The sequence below is a fragment of the Desulfobulbus rhabdoformis genome (assembly GCF_016919065.1).
Classification (GTDB): domain Bacteria; phylum Desulfobacterota; class Desulfobulbia; order Desulfobulbales; family Desulfobulbaceae; genus Desulfobulbus; species Desulfobulbus rhabdoformis.
Map to the genome: position 1 here is coordinate 119,862 of NZ_JAFFQA010000009.1, position 19,172 is coordinate 139,033.

Below are 19,172 nucleotides of genomic sequence, written 5' to 3' on the forward strand. Positions count from 1 at the left end.
AGCCCGATAACGCTTGAATGACTGACTCCTGAATCAGTGACGGCGGGTGGGCGCTGAAAAGTGCATTCTTTTCGCAGGGCCTGAGTTTGCTTCCGGTTCCCTTTTCAGCACCGCTCGCCACTTGTCCCCTCAAAAATGTCGATCTTTTATCTTCAGGTGTTCTACTTTGGAACAAAAAACATTTACAGAAAGGACCTTGGTGTATCCTTCACAACACGTTTGCGCTCACTTTTTCTAGATCATTATGTGCCGCCTGAAGCTCCTGCAATGACGAGCTAGGCGCACCAAATCGATCTCCGCATGAACCAACCTGCCCTGCACCAGCACGGGTGAGAATCCTTCAGCATTGCATGCCACCCTCCCCGTCTTGTTCAAAAATCGAACAGGTGACAAAGCAACGAGCAAGAATTTCTTTTTAAACCTGATTCGGGTTAAATCCAACCCAACCCCTTCTTCCAGTATCTTAAACGCAACAGATCACTTGCATAAAGTCCAACCACATGCCGCTCAAGCAGTTGCTCAAGACTCAGCTCGGGCATGGCCACAGGCCTGCACAGGGTTTCCTGAGCGAGCTGACAGATGCTTTCGACAAGCTGTCTCTGCGTTTTTTGCAATTTTTCGCAGATGCTTTTAAATTCAAGCTCTCCATACCTTGGATAAAATCTGAGTGCTAAAGAATCGAGGATATTCCACTGGCCCCCCTCCGTGGGCTTGGTGACCATCCCTTTCCCCTCATCTGCGACAACCTGCTCACACCATGTAATTCCAAGCTCTGTCCAGCCAAGTGCATGGGCAACAAGTTCATTGCCGGTCAGCTCACGGCCTGCAACATAGCCGGGGATGGTTCCCATGCTGACCATGGCCGGTGGCATTGCTTCCAACTCAAGCATGAATTTACGAAAATGGGTCTGAATATCCGTGGCAAGCCGCTGTTTCCTGTCAACTGTCGTCACTAATAACCACCTGTCTTTACGACTCTTCTCCCTTCCAAAACGGTAATTGAATAATCACCGTGGTACCGCTGCCCGATTCACTCTCCATTTCAATGGAACCACCATGATCGGCAATAATCTTCTGGGAGATAGCCAGGCCCAAACCGGTGCCAGCCTGTTTGGTGGTAAAATACGGGTAAAAAACCTGGGACAAAAGCTCAGGTTCTATCCCTGGTCCGGTATCGTGAATTTTCAACTCAACCAGCCCGGCCTCCTCTTGATTATTCAGGCTAATGGCAAGCTCACCGCCCTCCTCCATGGCCTGCATAGCATTGATAAAAACATTCATCAATACCTGCTGAAGACGGTCACTGTCACCGGTGATCGGTTTCAAATCAGGGGCCAACTCAAGACGAAGAGCAATCTGATTTTCTGTTGCCTCGGTTCGAATGAGGGTCACATTGGTCTCGACCAGAGCGGCAAGATCGATACGCTCCAGATTGAGCACCGAGGGCCTGGTAAAACTGAGCATCTCGGTGATGGTTCGGTTCATGCGCTCGGTTTCTTGAATTAAGAGTTCGGCGGTTGCCTGCTCTTGACTACCAACGGGAAATTTATTTTTGAGCAGTAGTGCCAACCCTTTGATCGAACTCAGTGGATTACGCACCTCATGGGCCACACCACCTGCCATTCGCCCAACCGCTGCAAGCCGTTCATTTTCCCGCATTCTCTGTTCCAGACTGCGGATCTCGGTTACATCAGAGATCAACAAAACCCGCCCCATATACTGGCCCTGAGAATTGACAATGGTCAACGGATGACAGAGAAGCGCGCAACGACGCTCGCCAAAACGAATCTGCACTCCTTTCTGATTTCCCTGCTCGTCCTCGCTTGATAGCGCAGGTTCACCGTCAAAAAAACTCGAGAGTTGATGGGGCAAGACATCGCCAGGCCGCCTGCCAGTGGCCTTGTGGCGCTCAATCCCGGTCAAACGGCTGATGGCATGGTTCCAGGTGGTAATGTACCCGTGTTCGTTGGTGGCGATTACGCCAACCGGCAGTTTGGTGATGAGCAAGGAGGTAAAAGCCTGAATGGTGTCCAGGGTCTTCTGGGAGATACGAAAGCCCTGGACCGTCGACAGAGAAAACCAGCCCCCCAAACCGACGAACAGCATGGCCAGGGAAAGCATGAAAATCTGCATTTGCAATCGCCTGAGTGTCCGGTCAAACTCCTGCATATCAAGGCCAATCACCACATAATGGGGATTGTTCTTTTGACTCCCATCAGGGACAAGACGAAACAGGGAATGTTTGGTTGGGGCGGGTGATTGAAAAAATAATGGCCCTTGCTGCGCCAATGGGGCAATGGGCAGAGGAAGTACCGACGGCAGGACCAGGTTTAATGCGCGAATGGTCTCAAAGACGCGCCCCAATTCCTTAAACTGCTGAATCGTATAGATCAGCTTGGGTGGTCCCTGATCCGTATTTCCAGCTATCTCAAGCTCTGGCAGTTTCGCTACCTGCCCGACCTTTGCATGGTTATCATGGGCGATAATGCGACCGTCTTTATCCACCACCATAAAAAAACGCAGGTCTGGGTCTTCAGCAAGATGGTCAATAACCCGCTGCACATGGACTGCCCAGGACTCGTTATTCCAGTAATCCTTGCGTAGGTCGGCAATGTAGGAGGCACGGGCACCAGAATGAAGCACTCGAATCAGGGTCGAAGCCTTCTGTAGCATGGCATTGGTCATAAGCCGCTCTTCCAGCCGCAGATTATGAAAGGCAAACGTCACCACTATCATAATCAACAGGCCGCCTGCAGCTGCCAGCAGCCAGGGGGAGGAAAAAATAAAGGAAGGTCGTTTTAAGGCCATGGGTATGTTCGTTGTCTCCACACCTTCTGAGGGATGCGTTTTGTATATAGGGCTGCTAGCTTGTCTGCAAAGAGTACTCCAAGCGGCTCACAGTACTCAGTAACTGATAAAAGTAATGATGCAGGATGGTTACCGACTCCCTTCTTATCAAAACTGGATACTTTTTACCCACCCCAACAAGAACAACTGGATAGAAAGGTGACAGTTGGCCCCCTTGTACTAGCCCCAAGCTGTTACCCAAAAAAGGAGCCTACAAGTTAACCACGAAAATTCAGCGAGATACAATATGATTTTTTTTCTGGCACACATCTCGCTACAGAAGAGGCACAACAGGCAAATCTTCAACCTCATGGACTCTGGAGTATGAAACCATGACAACAACCAACACCAAAAACAAACTCATGATGGCTGCCATCCTGACCACCGGGCTGACATTGGCAATCAGCCAGGCGGCAGTGGCCCAACCGGGTAAAGGCGGTGGGAAAGGCCCTCAGGGCGCACAGGTTGACATGCCTTGGCATTATCAGATGAACAGCGAGTTCAATAAAACTCGAGAAGCATTCCTGCAAGACACCACAGCTGAGCGCAAGTTACTCGCTCAAAAAAAGGCAGAGATGCAGGCAATCATGCAAGCAGGTACACCGGATACGGTCAAAGCTTCTGCGGTTGCCGGAGAGCTCTTTGAACTCCACGAAAAACTCCGTCTGAAAGCACGAGAAACAGGCTTTCCACTTCCCATGCTCCTCATGGAAACTGGAAAACACGGCATGAAATATCATAACTACCCTACAGGTGGTATGAAGCGACGCTAACCCAAACCCGTAGTTGTATTTTTTTCCAAGCCCTCCTGTCGCCCCGGCGGTTCCCTCCCTCCTTTCCGCTGGGGCGTTTTCTATCGAACCCGCCATGTCATCGATCTGCTTACGCACCCTTGACGCGGCACAGGGCAATGCCTTGCATCTCCGACCCCCTGTGAGAGTTGACACCCTTCATGTACTTCAGAGCTCTTCTTCTACCATTTTGCTCTGTTTTTCGCCTCCCCCCCTGAGTTCACATCATATTTTCCGGATCAACATCCACACCTAACCTAACCGCTGACGGCCAGAGTTTTCCCTTTTGTTCCAGAACCGCTGCACACACAGCATGCAGCACCTGCTGATTGCTGCTTTTTATGAGCAGTTGCCAGCGAGTCTTATCCCGTATCTTGACCAGAGGCGCAGGAGTTGGACCTAAAAGTTCCAAGCTGGATGCCCATTTGTGGTTGCGAATAAATCCCGCTACCTGCTGCGCAGCCTGCTGAACCTGTTGTTCACGGGCACCGGAGAACCGGATGTTGACCAATCGGGTAAAAGGCGGATAGGCCAGAGGTGCCCGCACGGCTATCTCCCGAGCAAAAAATGCCGGATAGTCATGTTTCTGGGCAAGCTCCAGTGCATAATGCTGGGGTTGGTAAGTCTGGATAATGACAACACCGGGATCCTCCCCCCGCCCTGCCCTGCCCGTCACCTGGGAAAGCAGGCAAAAGGTGCGTTCGGCTGCCTTGTAATCCGGTACACTCAATCCGGAGTCCGCCCAGACCACTCCAACCAGTCGAATGCCTGGAAAATGCAGGCCTTTGGCAATCATCTGGGTACCGATGAGAATATCCACCTGCCCCTCGCGCATATCTTTAAGGGTCGACAGGTAATGTTTTCGATTGGCGGTTGTATCGCTATCCAAGCGGGCGACGCGAGCCTGGGGAAAGAGTTGTTGCACCTCCTCCTCAATCCGCTCTGAGCCGATGCCCACCCCATGAACCCGGGTAGAACCACAGGCGTCGCAGACCACGTTCGGGCTCCGACTGTAACCGCAGTAATGACAGAGCAGTCTGTTTCGGCCACGATGCAGGGTCAGACTGACCTCGCAGTGACGGCATTGAACAATGGCTCCGCAATCACGGCAGAGCATGGAAGAGGAAAACCCCCGACGGTTGACAAAGAGCAGGCTCTGCTTGCCCATTTCCAGGGTATCGGCAAGCCCATTGATCAGCGCGTCGGAAAAGGTTAAGTCAGGGCGGGAGCGCCCGGTTTCGGTTAAGTCAATAATCTGTACCTGAGGAAGCGGCTGGTTGGCCACCCGCTTTTGCATCTGCAGAAGCGTATATTTCCCCTCCTTACAGTGATGGTAACTGATGACCGACGGGGTTGCCGAGCCAAGAACAACCGGACACTTGGCCATATTGGCCCGTAGCACAGCGAGATCACGGCCATTGTAATGGAGCCCATCCTCCTGCTTGTAGGCAGGTTCATGTTCCTCGTCCACCACCACCAGCCCAAGGTTCCTCAAAGGGGCAAAGACAGCCGAGCGGGCTCCAAGAACCACTTTTGCCTTTCCCTGCAGGACCCGTTGCCACTGGTCAAAGCGCTCGCCATCGCTGAGTCCACTGTGGAGGACTGCAAGCTGATCGCCAAAACGGGAAAAAAAGTGTGCCTCAAGCTGCGAGGCCAGGGCAATCTCAGGGACCAGCACCAGAGCGGTTTTCCCGGCCGCAAGCGTATGCCCGACAGATTGCAGGTAGACCTCCGTCTTACCGCAACCAGTGACGCCAAAAAGAAGAAAGGGAGCAAAGGCTTCCCCGTCAATGGCGGGAAGAATTTCGGCAAGAACTTTCTCCTGCTCACCGGTCAAGCTGTCCGGGGCAGGAAAAAGCGGAGGCGGTTCACCAAAGGGGTCGCGGTAGACCCGCTGCTCTGCCAACTCAAGTAGACCGGCAGAGGCCAACTGCTTTATCCGCGGCCCCGCTCCGCTGTACAGTTTGTTTAACAGAGAACGCAGAACCGGTTGGTGCCCCTGGGCAGTAAATGTCTCCAGAAAAATCCCAAGGGTCTTAAGCTCTGCTTTTTTCAGTTGCAGGGTGGAATCTTTGGCCAGTGCAGCAACAATTTCTGGCCCCTCTCTGCCCTCTATCAGATCAACTAGTTGCGCTCCCGGCACGACTACGGTCTGTAGCTTTTCTTTCACCCGCCCCGTCCCTCTGCTGGTGGGTTGCAGAGGCAGCGCTGTCCGCAGCACCTCGCCTAAGGGATGAAGATAATAGCGGGCGATCCAGCGATAAAAGGGAAGTAACTCTTCGGGAAAGACAGGTTTCTGGCTCAAAACCTGGAGAATGGGCTTGATGACAAAACGCGGCTCACCCTTCTCTTTCTCCGCAGGGCCAAGCACATAGCCCACAGCCTTGCGATTTCCCAAAGGGACACGAACACAACAGCCCACCGGAAGTGGATCATCACTTCCGGTGGGCTGTGCGTAAGTCAAGGGGTGAAGCAGGGGTGCGTCAACCGCAATTTCGTAGAAACACGCCACCTGTGTTCAATCAGTTATCAAGAGCATCACATATCCGCGCAGACCTTGCGCAGATACTCGCGAAAAGGTCCACCCAACTCACGGTTTCCCAAAGAAAAATCGACAATGGCTTTGAGATATCCAAGTTTATCCCCGGCATCGTATCGCTTGCCGCTAAATTCGTAGGCGTACATGCCACGTCGATTGGAAAGCGCCAACAGGGCATCGGTGAGCTGAATCTCACCACCGTGACCAGGCGTGGTTTTTTCAAGTAGCTCAAAGATCTCCGGCATCAGCAGATAACGGCCGATAATAGCCATATCCGAATTACAGGTACCGGGGACGGGTTTTTCCACCATACGGTCGACCTTAAAGGTACGCTCCTGTTCCATGGCCTGCCCTTCAACAATACCGTACTGGTGGGTCTCCTCCATGGGAACACGCTGGACAGCGACGATGGACTCGCCGACCTGATCGTAGAGATCTATCATCTGCTTGCAACAGGCTGTTTGACTCATGACCAGATCATCGCCCAACAGCACCATGAAAGGTTCGTCGCCAACAACATTACGGGCCATCCAGATTGCATGGCCAAGCCCGAGCGGCTCTTTCTGACGTACGGAAATAATATCGATCAGGTTGGAAATATTGTTGAGTTCTTCACGCAATTTATGTTTTTTGCGATCTTTAAGTACGGTATCGAGCTGAAAATCGTAGTCAAAATGATTTTCAATCGCTGACTTTCCAGCACTGGTCACCAGAATAACCTGCTCAATGCCTGAGGCCACCGCTTCCTCGACGATATACTGAATGGTGGGACGGTCGACAATGGTCAGCATTTCTTTGGGGATGGCCTTGGTTGCCGGTAAAAATCGAGTCCCCAATCCCGCCACCGGGATGACGGCTTTTCTGATCGTTTTCATGCAGTCCTCATAGTGTATAGACGTTCTCTAAGCATCACCTTAGTGTTTGCTTCAGGGGCAAAGCTTTGGTATCAAAGGCTTCCCCTTTATATTTGAAACCAGCAAAATGCACTCTTAAGTGAAAAAGTGTGTTATTGTATCCCGAAGTTAGCCAGAGACTCAAGAAAATTCCTTTAATTTCATGCATCTTTCTTATCCTCCCCAACTCCCGGTCAGTGAGCAACGCGACCTGATCGTCTCTACTCTTGCCCAGCACCAAGTCCTCATCATCATCGGTGATACGGGGTCAGGCAAGACGACTCAGCTGCCCAAGATGTGTATAGAGGCGGGCTGTGGCCATAACGGCCTGATCGGCTGCACCCAGCCACGACGGATCGCTGCCATCTCAGTGGCGGAGCGTGTGGCTGAAGAGATGCGCGCACCGGATAAAGTGGGCTACAAGATCCGCTTTCACGACAAGACCTCCCAGGACACTGCGATCAAATTCATGACCGACGGTGTTCTTTTAGCCGAGACACGACAAGACCCGAATCTTTCGCAGTATGACACCATTATTGTCGATGAGGCCCATGAACGAAGTCTCAACATCGACTTTCTCCTGGGCTATTTAAAAAACCTGCTCCCCACACGGCCGGATCTCAAGCTGATCATCTCCTCGGCCACCATTGACACTGAAAAATTCAGCAAACATTTTGACACCGCACCGGTTATCTCGGTCTCCGGGCGCACCTACCCCATCACCACCGAATATTTCGAACCGGAGGATGATGACGAGGAGGAACGCTCCTATGTGGATCAGGCGATCATGGCGGTGGAAGATCTGGCCACCAGACCTCAGGGTGGGGATATTCTCGTCTTCATGCCCACAGAGCGGGATATCAGCGATACCTTAGATGGATTAAAATCTCTGGCTGACTCCCATCTGCTGCTGCCGCTTTTTGGACGGCTTCCCGCCGCCGACCAGCGCAAAATATTTCGGCCTGCAAAAAAACGAAAAATCATCGTCGCCACCAATGTGGCTGAGACCTCGGTGACCGTCCCAGGAATTCGTTTTGTGGTGGATACGGGGCTGGCCCGCATTGCCCGTTATAATCCCCGCAGCGGTACCACAAGCCTGAAAGTCAGCCGTGTTTCCCAGGCCAGCTGCCAGCAACGCCAGGGCCGTTGCGGGCGCACCGGCCCCGGTACCTGTATACGGCTGTACAGCGAGGAAGATTTTCTTTCCCGTGATGCCTACACCCTGCCCGAAATTCAGCGCTCCAACCTGGCAGAGGTTATCCTGCAGATGATCAACCTCAAGCTGGGCGACCCGGCTCGCTTTCCCTTTATTGACGCCCCACTCTCCACTGCCATTCGCGAAGGGTATAAACTGCTCAGGGAACTCGGCGCCATCACCGGCCAACATCGACTGACTGCCAATGGGCGACTCATGGCCCGCCTACCGCTTGATCCGCGTATCTCGCGTATCATCATTGAGGGGATCAACCTTGGTGCCAGCGACGAGCTCACTATCCTGGCGGCGGCGCTCTCCATTCAGGATCCTCGGGTCCGTCCCCCGGAAAAGGAACATAAGGCCGATGAGGTCCACCGCCAGTTTGTTGACAAAAAATCAGATTTCCTCACCCTGCTCAACATCTGGAATGGTTTTTTTGTACCCGGTGAACCAACTCCTTCTAAGTCCAAACTCTCTAAATTCTGCAAGGCCAACTTTCTTTCCTGGCAGCGCATGCGCGAATGGATGGATGTCCATGAACAGATCACCCGTCTGTTACGAAAAACAAAAGGGTATACCAAGGTTAAGGAAGCAGCGAGCTATGATGCGATTCACCAGGCACTGACCAGTGGTTTTTTGCGCAACATCTGCCTGAAAAAAGAGAAAAACCGCTACCAGGCAAGCGGCAATCGGGAAGTTGTGCTCTTTCCCGGGTCGGGCCTGTATAATAAGGGGCCGCAATGGGCTGTTGCCAGTGAGTTTGTAGAAACCACCCAACTCTTTGCCCGTGGTGTAGCCGAAATCAATGTGGACTGGCTGGAAGGCCTGGGAGGCAGCCTCTGCAAGCGCACCTGGTCCGAGCCCCACTGGGAAAAACGCAGCGGCAAGGTGATTGCCTTTGAGCGGGTTACGCTTTTCGGACTCACCATTGTTGCCGGGCGCAAGGTCGAGTATGGCCGTATCAACGAAAAGACCATGGCCGAGGCACGGGAAATCTTTATCCGCCAGGCGCTGATTGAGCACCAGATCCCAGGCAAGTACGCCTTTCTTGCCCACAACAGGGAGCTGATTGAAAGCTTTCAGGAGATGGAAGAACGAACGCGTCGCCGGGATATCCTCGTTGATGATGAGGTACTTTATAGCTTTTACGATGCGCGTTTGGGCAAAGTCTATGATCGCTTTACTTTAAATCGCTTTCTCCGCCGTAAAAAAGATGACCAGTTCCTGCGCATGAGCAAGGAAGACATCTCTCTGGGCGTGCCGGATGCCGAGGAACTGTACCGGTTTCCTGCAACCCTGCACTGCGGAGAATTTGAGCTGGAGCTGACCTATGCCTTTGCCCCCGGCGATCCCGCCGATGGGGTTACCGCTCACATTCCTCAAAATCTCTGCGGCCATCTCAACCCCCAATTCTTTGAGTGGCTGGTTCCCGGCATGCTGCCGGACAAGCTCCTACTGCTCTTAAAACGTCTCCCCAAACAGTTGCGTCGCAGGCTGGTCCCGCTGCCCGATGCAGTGGACCGGATCATGGATAGTATCGACCTCTACAACGGCTCATTGTATCAGGAACTGGAGCGGATCCTGCTGCGTGGCTACCAGGTGCGCATAGATCGTAGCGACTGGCAGATTGATACCATCCCGGTACACCTGCGCATGCGCTTTGTCCTGGTCGATGCAAACAATAAAGCCCTGGGTGAAAGCCGCTCGTTTGATGAACTGGAGCAGCTCGCGCACCAACAATTGAGCAAAACACCTGCAAAAGAACAGGCAACCAAACTTCCAAAGCGGCGTGAAATAACCGCCGGGGACCTGGACGTAATCGAAGCCAAAATTCCCCTGACCGATAAGCAGGGACGCGTTACAGGGCTCTACTTTCCCTTGCTTGAATTCGACGCTGCCCAGAAACAAATCACCCTCTCCTATATTGAGGATGCGCAGCAGAGTGCGGAATCAATCCGCCTGGGTGTCCAGTTTCTCTACATGCTTGAATTTTCAAAGGAGATAAGCAGCCTGCGCAAACTCTGCAAGACCTCCCTCACCAGCCACTCGGCTTCCTGGCTCAGTTTGGGTGCCAAGGTCTCTGCGGCGGTCCTGCGAAGTGAACTGCAAGCCTACCTGCTCGACGGTGTCTTTGCTACCAGCAACTCACTGCCAAGTGTTGCCGAGTTTAACCAAACCGTGCGTCAGGTCAAAGAACAGGGACTGCTGCGCACGGCAACAAAACTGCTGGAACAGGTGCAGCAGGCCCTGCAACAACGACGGGTAGTGCAACAAAAAATAAACGACTGGAAAACCCGTTCCCGCGCCAACCGTTCCTTTCAGGAAAGCCGCTACCAGCAATACCAGAGTGCCCTGGAACAGATCGTCCCGATTGGTTTTCTTCACGACTTACATCCTGATCAGTTATTGCATAAACCGCGTTACCTTCAAGCCCTGGCACTGCGTATCGAGCGTGCCGAACACGATCCACTCAAAGATGAAAAAAAGGCTCAACGCCTGATCAAGCCCCTGGCCAGGCTGGAGCAGATGGCCAAGTTCACCAGTCCCACCCAGGCCTGCAAGACCTGCCAACAGGAGTATCTGCAACTCCTTGAGGAATTTCGTGTTTCCATTTTCGCCCCCGAGCTGGGAACAGTACAACAGGTTTCGGAAAAACGGCTCACCAAAAAATGGCAGGAAGTGGAAGATATCTGCCGAAGAGTAGAATAAGAACGAGTTGCACTTACTCAAGTAATCTCGTATAGTTGAGACAGGATGTTTTATTGACACCTGATTCGGTGAAAATGGTCCCTTGCGTTTCTTTTGCCTATCTCTGGAGGTGCAGACCATGGAAACAACCACGATTACCTATCAGTCCATACGCGACCTCGCGCTCTTTCAGGAACAGTACGATCGCCTCACCCACGAAATTCAACAGGTGCGGGTTCAGCTCGACAGCAGTCCCGCACTCGCTGCCGATGATCCTCATGTTGAAAAACGGGAAGAATGGCGTTCCTGGTTGCAGGTGCAGATCAAAAGCAAGTGCAGAGAACGCAAAGAACTGTTGAAATTCATCCACGACAAGGGCTTTCAGATCACTGAGTTGCCCGATTGACTTTCCTTTCCCCTGGATCCGTGAGCACCAGGCGTCGCGGATTCAGGTTCCCCCAACCACAGGTACTGATTCCATGCGTTCTTTATTGGCCGTTTGCCTGAGCCTTTTTCTGTTTTTCATTGCTCTCTCCTCCTCCGCGGAAACCATGCAATCCCGTTTCTTCCTTATGGGAAGCGGCACCATGCATTTACTCAACCACCGCAACGACCGGGAAGCAACCGTCCACCTGCTCAACAAAGATGGTTCACTCAACGAAAAGGCTTTCGATACCGTGGATTGGATCTTTGGCTACCCCACCAAACAGATGGGGGAACATATCTCCCCCCGGATGCTCTTTATGCTCAGTTATTTTGCAGAGCAACTCGCCCCCGGCAAGACCATTCACATCACCTCTGCCTACAGAAGCCCGGAATACAATAAAAAAATTCGAGCCATGGGCAACAACGCTGCCCGCACCTCAACCCATATCGACGGAATGGCCCTCGATTTCTGGCTGGAAGGAGTGGCAGGGAAAAAGATTTGGGAAACAGTGAAGGCAAAAGACTGTGCAGGCATCGGTCATTACGGCGGGAAAATAGTGCACTTTGACGCGGGCCGCCCCCGTTTCTGGCAGGCTGCCACCTCGGGCACCCGCTCCAAACGTCCGGATGAAAACCGCCACCTCTATCTTTCCACCGACTATGACCGTTACGATGCCGGTGAGCAGGTGCGGCTCTCACTCTCCAGCCTGAGTAACTTCGATTTTGGGGTCGCCCCCACGGTCGATCTATATAGTACGGATGGCGCGAAGAAACGGATCACGAGTCTGGTTCTTGATCAGGCAAAAAAGACCGACTGCACCATGATGGGAACCCGTAAGGCAACCCGATTCTTAACCACCCATTTGCCTGAAGATCTTGCCCCAGGCCGCTATCAGCTCAAACTCTCGTTTTGTAATCGTCCCTTTGCTGCTATGCCTGAAAAGAAATTTTCGAATATTATTGCTGTTGGCGAAGCAGGTAATTGATTGGAATTTTAACAACGCATTCATGATACATTAAAAACAGCGTCTGCCCACAATAGTCTATTGGTTTGCTTTAAACCGGCATCCGTGGCAAGAGATGAAGCTGAACAAGAAATGTGATTTTGAATAAATCCTAATTTATTCACGATAATCTGCTATTCATCGGTCATCAACCGACACAGATTCCGGTAAAAATGATTGCAATATAGTGTGTATATCCTCATACTAACAGGAGATACTGCCATGTCAGTCGTTGTTGCAAAAGCATTAGAAAAAACCTATGTCGCCGGCGATATCAGAGTTGAGGCAATACGAGGGGTAGATTTCTCCATTGAGCCAGCATCGTTTGTCTCTTTCCTTGGGCCTTCGGGCAGCGGCAAGTCCACCTTGCTGAATATGATAGGCTGTCTTGACCCTCCCACCAGTGGCAGCCTTTTGGTAGCTGGCCAGGACATCACCGGCTTAAGTCGCAAAGAAGCCGCACGCTTCCGTGGCGAGCATATAGGTTTTGTCTTCCAGGACTTTAATCTGGTTCCAGTGCTCACCGTTTATGAGAATGTGGAATATCCTCTGCAAATGGTGCAGGACTGGCCGAGTGCCAAACGAAAAGCACGGGTCATGGAACTGCTTGAGGCAGTCGACATGGCTGAGCAAAGCGGCAAATATCCAAACCAGATCTCCGGGGGACAAAAGCAACGGGTCGCCGTTGCCAGGGCACTGGTCACCAATGCCAAGCTGGTCCTTGCAGATGAGCCCACAGCCAACCTTGACAGCGAAACAGCAGGCCGCATTATCAACTTGATGCAAAAGATGCGCGATGAGTTTGCAACGACTTTTGTCTTTTCCACCCATGACCCTCGCATTGTTGATAACGTCGAGATCACCTTCACGCTTACAGATGGCAAATTGAGCCAAAATCTGGTCCCCGGAGGTACCCGTCATGCTTAAAATTTTCAACCTGGCCGCCCGTAACCTCCTGCGCTACAAACGTCGTACCATGCTGACCTCTGCCTTGATCACTCTGGGTGTGGTGGCAGTTCTTCTCTTTATTTCCGTCTCCGGCTCTTTTAAATCCATGATGGTTGGCCAGATCACCGACTCCATGCTTGGCCATATCCAGATCCATAAAAAAGGCTATGTTGCCTCGGTGGACAGCCTTCCCCTGAACCGTAATCTCACAGGCAAACAGATCAACAAGGTAAAAGAACTCCTGGAAGGCGACCAGGCGGTTGAAGCCTTTTCCATGCGCATTAAATTTGGCGCCATGTTCAGCAACTTTACCGAAACAACCAACATCAGGCTCAACGCAGTTTCTCCCAAGGCGGAAATGGCCACGGTCCCGCTCCTGCAGAACCGTTTTCTCAAAGGAGAGAAAAAGGGCCTTCTTAAAAAGGGCGAAATCATTATTCCGGAGCTGATTGCCAAAGGCATGCAGGTCAAGGTAGGCGACACCATTGTTCTGGTTGCCAACAATAAAGACGGCTCGGTAAATGGGCAGACATTTACGGTTCGGGGAATTTTGGAGGGCCTCTCCGGTCCTGGCGGACGTGATGGCATAATACATATCGATGACGCTCGGTCGTTGCTTCGTATTGGACAGGCGGAAGTTAGCGAGATTGCCATTCGGTTGAAAGATATTGGCGAGCTTCCTCGATTTTCTGATCTGCTCAGCCATGAACTGGGCTCCATCCGTAATAAGTTGGACAAGCCAGTCTTTGAAATCCACACCTGGGAAAAGCTTTCCCCCTTTTTTAATATTGCCAAGATGATCGACCTGATGACCTTGTTTATCAAAATCATGCTGGTGGCCATTGTCCTGGTCAGTATTATGAATGTGATGATCATGGCCGTTTTTGAACGCATCAACGAAATCGGTACCATCGCCGCCATCGGTACCTCCCCAGGCAAGATAATGGGGCTTTTTGTCATGGAGGGGTTCTTATTGGGGATCCTCGGAACCGTTACCGGCACCCTGATCAGCCTTGTTACAATGTATGTTTTGAATATCTCCCAGATCTGCTTCGATTTCGGTCGTCAGACCGGTTTACTGCTTGCCCCTACCATTGAAGCCACCGATGTGGTGACCATTGGCTGTATTGTCATTGCCATCAGCGTGCTTGCCAGTCTGCAGCCAGCCTGGAAAGCTGCCCGCATGGATCCCATAACGGCACTCAGGCACGTGTAGGGATACAATCTGAACGTGTGACGTATTGTCGGTTTCGGGATGAGCTTTTACAAACTAAGAGGAGTTGTCACTGATGCGATTACGACATGGACTACAAATGGGAAGCAACTGGCTTGTGACTTTGGGACTCGTGCTGTTTGTCCTGATTCCAGTTGGGCAGACGGCTGAACTTGATGGTACCGCAATACTCAAGCAGGTGGATGCCAATCTTCAGCCCCAATCCTATGAGATGTATCGAAAGCTCATCAATATCGAGCCGGATGGCTCCAAGAAAGAGTTTGTCCTCTATTCCGTGAAAAAAGGGCAGGATAAGATGGTGGCCCTTTTCCTTTCCCCTGCCAGTGAAAAGGGACGCTCTACCCTGCGGTTAGGCGATAATATGTGGCTCTATATTCCAAACGTAGGAAAACCTCTGCGTATCACCAGCCTACAGTCTGGGGAGCATCCGATAGTTATGGAATTGCCCTGTAGATCGAATCTGGCCTGTTTGGTTAATAATTTTAATATGTTACGTTATTTTTTTGTTTAAATGCTGCTTTTTACATGATATAATATCCCGTTAAATCAGGAGGTTATATCATGGCGGCTGTGCGAAAAATTCGGAATTGGTCTAAATGTTACAAAGACATGTACGATAATATTCTCGATCAAAAAATTGCTCACATTATCCAGTGTGTTGATGCGCCCAACAACACGCTTTTTGAGATAATTAACAAGATCAGGAAAGAGTACCCGTCAATAGATCCCGAATTAGTCCAGATTGTCATTCAAGGTGAACTTGATCGGCAGGTACAAGCTCCGACATGCACTCCTTGCGGGAGCAAAGCTCATAAAAAATATTCCACGAAAAAAGAGTGCGTTACCACTATTGGCACTCTTGTCATTGACTGCCCGTACTATGTGTGCCCCAAATGTAAAGCCGTCCATACCCCGTACGAAAATGCTCTTAATTTGAGGGATGGCAAGTACCAGTACGATGTACAAAAAATAGCTTCTCTCTTCGGTTCCAAGGAAACTTTTGAGGAAGCTGCAGAAATGATGAACGAGATTTATCGTTTTGACATTTCCGCAGACACTGTCCATAAACTCACCAATCAAGTCGCGGATGAAATCAGCCTTGAAGAGATCACTCCTACTTCTCAAGAAATATCTAAAATCATAGAAGATATCTCGGAGGAAAACTATCGAAGGCCAGTTCTGGTCTTTTCTGCTGACGGCGCCATGGTCCCAATAAGGACAGAAGACAAGGGGCAACCTCATCATTGGCGGGAAGCTAAAGGAATCCGTGGATACCTGCTCGACAAGGATAAGATCGTTCACCTGTTAAGCTGGCATCAAATCAGCAATATTACTGAATTTCGAGGATTCCTTGCCGAGTTAAGAGACAAGGATATTATTCCGCAGGATAAAGTTCGCCTGTGTTTTGTAGGTGATGGAGCCGATTGGATATGGGACTGCGTCAAAGAATATTTCCCAACCTGCCGCCAAGTCCTTGATTATTTCCACTGCTCGGAACACCTCCACGATTTTGCCAAACATCAGTTTGCTGGGTCGAAAAAAGGGGATGAGTGGATAGAGCAAACCAAGGTCCGGCTCTTTCACAACAATGCCTCTCATGTCATCGCTGGCTTGAAAAGAATGAAATGTAAGACAGCCACTGCTGAAACAGAGAGAACTAAGTTGGTAAACTACCTGACAAAGAACAAAGGCAGAATCGAGTACGGTCGTTTGCGGCGAGGTGGGTACCCGCTTGGCAGTGGAGCGATTGAGAGTGCCAATAAGTTCATCAGCAATATTCGTCTCAAGAGATCCGGCGCCTGGTGGAAAGTTGATTATGCAAACAACATCCTCAAACTGCGATGTGCCAAGTACAATTCAAAATTCGATTCCTTTTTTGAGGAGTATGAGCAAAAGGCAAAGCAGCAGAGAGTATCACGCCCAAAAAGGATCCGGCGGGTTAAATAATGCCATAAGTAGCGGATGCACCCTACAGTCTGTGGTAGGTGGTGTCTTCAATAACTCCGATATTCTCCGACTCGATTACAGCACCGAGTATGATGCTCTCAGCATTTCCGATGAGGGGGCAACCTACCTCCTGGAATTAAAGGCCAAGAGTAGCACTGTCGCCTATGACCGGTTGAAGATGCTGGTGGACAAGAAAGCTGTCGTCCCCACAACCATCGAATGCTACGCTGCCAGCGGCATGCTCATAAAAACGTTGTATTATACAAATTCCAAGGATTTCGGAGATGGGATTGTTCGCCCCTCGATCTTGGAAACCGACAGCCCCCTGTATAAAGGGTATAAATCTGTCATGGTATACGCCAAAATACAGAAGAAAGAATTGGCTGATGAGGTGTTTTCGTTGAACTATCTCTCCAGAGTTGAAGAACTCAGATAACCCCTTGCATTCCCTTATCTCAAGCTAAAGGGTGTCTTGAATAATTAGATTTTTCAATCAAGGCCAGATAAGCGCAGACTTCGAGGATTGCGCAAAATTTTACCGCAGGCATATAACTGATATCGGAGTCTTCGCTTACCTCCGAGGATAAGATTTTAAGTATGACGAGGTAAGCGCCAGACTCCGCGGGATTGGCAGAAAAAGCAATTATTCAAGATGCCCTAAAGGATCCCCCATGCCTTCAGCCACAAAACCATCTTTTGACCAAAACCTTGTCGGTCACAAATGCACATATTCTACCGGCAAATAGCCCTTCCCCTTTGTCTCTGCTTGTTCTGCTGTTTCTCCTCAGCTTTTGCCGAAGAAGATTTTTCATTTGATCTGGAAGAATTCGAGAAAAAGAGTCTGAGTTGGAGCGGTTACATGGAGATGAAGGGCGAGCACATGGATATCAATGAGCAGGGTGCCTTTGCCTGGCTCGATGCATACCAGAGACCTCGCTCGACCTCCGATCGTGCGACGGGAACCATCCAGCTTGAAGGCAATTTCAACAAGAGTATTGTTGATTTCAACTGGCTCATTCAGGCGTACGGCCAACAGGATCAACGACAGTGGGCTAACGACGCGGTCATTTTCGATGCCTATGCCAGCATCAAACCAACGCCACTTGCCACTCTTGAGCTGGGCAAAAAAGTATTCAAATGGGGAAAAGGTTACGCCTGGAACCCCGTCGGTTTTATTGACCGGGTAAAAGACCCCAATAACCCGGAAGAGGCGATGGAGGGCTATACAGGGGTCGGGCTTGATCTGATTAAAAGTTATGCGGCAAGCCCGTTGCAAACTGTTGCCCTGACGGCTGTGGCCTTACCGGTGTGGCGAGGAGTGAATGAAGATTTTGGGGCAGAGGGCAACATCAACCTGGCCTCAAAACTGTATCTCCTGTACCGAGATATTGATATTGATTGTATTTTCTTTACCGGTAACAGTCGGACAACACGTTACGGGGTTGATTTCTCCACCAACCTTGCCAGTAATTTCGAGATTCATGGTGAACTTGCCCATATCCCCAGGCAGAAGCGAAAAGTTCTGACCACTGCACAAACAGTCGAAACACAATGGTTTGCAGAGACCAGCTACCTCCTCGGTTTCCGCTACCTCTCAAAGCATGACATTACCTCTATCATAGAGTACTACCACAACGATCACGGCTATACCGTCGAGGAATTCGAACGCTTTTACGATCTGGTGGCACAGGCAAATGATCTGTATGCCCGAACCGGGGATACCAGCCTGTATCAACGCGCAAATCAAGTGGCTCGGGGGGCCTATGGGCAGCCCCAGTCCGGGCGAAACTATCTCTATGTGCGGGTAACCCAAAAAGAACCGTTCGACGTGCTTTATTTTACGCCCGGTTGTACAGCCATAGTCAATCTTGATGACGAGAGCTTTTCTCTCAGCCCGGAAGCCGTTTACACGGGGTTGACCAACTGGGAAATAAAGCTCCGTTTTTCTCTTCTCCATGGAAGCGCTGTCAGTGAATTCGGCGAAAAAATCAATAAAAACAAAGTAGAACTGAGAATCCGCTACTTTTTTTAGGCTCCTAAAAAGTGCTCCTCATATATTTCTGAATCCGTGAACACCCGCCGTCACGGATTCAGGTATTTTTCCATCATGCCAGATAGCATCATTGTTGGTCCCCCTAGATGCTCATGGAATCAGGTTATTATCAACATATTTCCGATTGTTTTACTTTGCGGGTTTAAACCAACCTGCCTGAAACTCTCTTTGTGGTCCTCTATATTTCTTGACACTAATTTCCCACTTCCGGCAAGCGCTTCAAGATACTTATCAGCAAAACGATTATTTTTTATTAAAGTGGTAAAATACATCTTCCCTTCATCTGCGATAATTTTTCTACATTGTTCCAAAAAGACCTTTGTGTCATCAAGGCAATGGAGCAGGGCAAGCGCACGAAATTTTTAGCTAGCAAGCACACTACCAAGAAACCGATTGTCGCAGGCTGCTCTGAATTGTTTTTGTTTGATACTCATTTTGGTTTTCTCTCGTTGTAGCAGATTACGAGCTATATGCCTCAGCACGGCAAAATTCTCGGGAGCATCGTCTTTTCGGATTCGGCATTCATCTTCACGAAATGTAACATCAAGTACATAGTGAAGGGAATTTTCTATACCCCAATGGGAGCGCACAGCTTTGGCAAACAGTT

Annotated in this window: 15 protein-coding genes and 1 pseudogene; 10 read left to right on the forward strand and 6 right to left on the reverse strand. The window is 50.5% G+C overall.

What is annotated here, in order from left to right; genetic code table 11:
* Positions 1 to 431: 431 nt before the first annotated feature.
* The gene (locus tag JWJ90_RS06960) at positions 432 to 953 is read right to left on the reverse strand and encodes a ClbS/DfsB family four-helix bundle protein (RefSeq protein ID WP_205226476.1); all 522 of its coding nucleotides are present in this window, start codon (positions 951 to 953) and stop codon (positions 432 to 434) included.
* A gap of 16 nt (positions 954 to 969) precedes the next feature.
* Positions 970 to 2,808 (reverse strand): two-component system sensor histidine kinase NtrB, encoded by a 1,839-nt coding sequence (locus JWJ90_RS06965; protein WP_205226477.1) that lies wholly within the window; start codon positions 2,806 to 2,808, stop codon positions 970 to 972.
* 371 nt (positions 2,809 to 3,179) lie between these two features.
* Here JWJ90_RS06965 and JWJ90_RS06970 point away from each other — a divergent pair, with 371 nt between their 5' ends.
* Positions 3,180 to 3,620: a hypothetical protein gene (locus JWJ90_RS06970; protein WP_205226478.1), complete on the forward strand. Its 441-nt coding sequence runs from the start codon at positions 3,180 to 3,182 to the stop codon at positions 3,618 to 3,620.
* Between the two features lie 238 nt (positions 3,621 to 3,858).
* Here the strand turns inward: JWJ90_RS06970 and priA are convergent, their stop codons facing one another.
* Together priA and galU are read right to left on the reverse strand one after the other, a co-directional pair.
* Entirely contained in the window at positions 3,859 to 6,150 is a 2,292-nt protein-coding gene (priA, locus tag JWJ90_RS06975; RefSeq protein ID WP_205226479.1) for a replication restart helicase PriA, read from the reverse strand.
* Between the two features lie 26 nt (positions 6,151 to 6,176).
* Positions 6,177 to 7,052 carry a UTP--glucose-1-phosphate uridylyltransferase GalU gene (gene galU / locus JWJ90_RS06980; RefSeq protein ID WP_205226480.1) on the reverse strand — a complete coding sequence of 292 codons (876 nt, stop codon included), beginning with the start codon at positions 7,050 to 7,052 and terminating at the stop codon, positions 6,177 to 6,179.
* Between the two features lie 181 nt (positions 7,053 to 7,233).
* Between galU and hrpA the strand changes: the two genes are divergently transcribed.
* The 9 genes and pseudogenes from hrpA to JWJ90_RS07020 all read left to right on the forward strand — a co-directional run bounded on the left by hrpA (position 7,234) and on the right by JWJ90_RS07020 (position 18,544).
* A complete protein-coding gene (gene hrpA, locus JWJ90_RS06985) occupies positions 7,234 to 10,974 on the forward strand; it encodes an ATP-dependent RNA helicase HrpA (RefSeq protein ID WP_205226481.1) in 3,741 nt (1,246 codons plus the stop codon).
* Positions 10,975 to 11,092: 118 nt separating this feature from the next.
* Entirely contained in the window at positions 11,093 to 11,359 is a 267-nt protein-coding gene (locus tag JWJ90_RS06990; RefSeq protein ID WP_205226482.1) for a hypothetical protein, read from the forward strand.
* Between the two features lie 73 nt (positions 11,360 to 11,432).
* Positions 11,433 to 12,365 (forward strand): YcbK family protein, encoded by a 933-nt coding sequence (locus tag JWJ90_RS06995; RefSeq protein WP_205226483.1) that lies wholly within the window; start codon positions 11,433 to 11,435, stop codon positions 12,363 to 12,365.
* Between the two features lie 240 nt (positions 12,366 to 12,605).
* Positions 12,606 to 13,310, forward strand: coding sequence for an ABC transporter ATP-binding protein (locus JWJ90_RS07000; RefSeq protein ID WP_205226484.1), 705 nt, complete (start codon positions 12,606 to 12,608; stop codon positions 13,308 to 13,310).
* Entirely contained in the window at positions 13,303 to 14,547 is a 1,245-nt protein-coding gene (locus JWJ90_RS07005) for an ABC transporter permease (RefSeq protein ID WP_205226485.1), read from the forward strand. The genes JWJ90_RS07000 and JWJ90_RS07005 overlap by 8 nt, the downstream gene beginning before the upstream one ends.
* 97 nt (positions 14,548 to 14,644) lie before the next feature.
* Positions 14,645 to 14,983: pseudogene (locus tag JWJ90_RS07010) on the forward strand (outer membrane lipoprotein-sorting protein); the annotation flags it as partial.
* 143 nt (positions 14,984 to 15,126) lie between these two features.
* Positions 15,127 to 16,512, forward strand: a complete 1,386-nt coding sequence (locus tag JWJ90_RS23175; RefSeq protein WP_240194797.1) for an ISKra4 family transposase — start codon at positions 15,127 to 15,129, stop codon at positions 16,510 to 16,512.
* Entirely contained in the window at positions 16,451 to 16,948 is a 498-nt protein-coding gene (locus tag JWJ90_RS07015) for an outer membrane lipoprotein-sorting protein (protein WP_240194798.1), read from the forward strand. The genes JWJ90_RS23175 and JWJ90_RS07015 overlap by 62 nt, the downstream gene beginning before the upstream one ends.
* Positions 16,949 to 17,371: 423 nt before the next feature.
* Positions 17,372 to 18,544, forward strand: a complete 1,173-nt coding sequence (locus JWJ90_RS07020) for a hypothetical protein (RefSeq protein ID WP_205226487.1) — start codon at positions 17,372 to 17,374, stop codon at positions 18,542 to 18,544.
* A 119-nt stretch (positions 18,545 to 18,663) separates the two neighbouring features.
* Here the strand turns inward: JWJ90_RS07020 and JWJ90_RS07025 are convergent, their stop codons facing one another.
* Both JWJ90_RS07025 and JWJ90_RS07030 read right to left on the reverse strand, forming a co-directional pair.
* On the reverse strand, positions 18,664 to 18,837 hold the full coding sequence (locus tag JWJ90_RS07025; RefSeq protein ID WP_205226488.1) for a hypothetical protein: 174 nt from the start codon (positions 18,835 to 18,837) through the stop codon (positions 18,664 to 18,666).
* Positions 18,838 to 18,927: 90 nt separating this feature from the next.
* On the reverse strand, positions 18,928 to 19,172 hold a 245-nt coding region (locus JWJ90_RS07030; protein WP_205226489.1), incomplete at its 5' end, for an ISAs1 family transposase.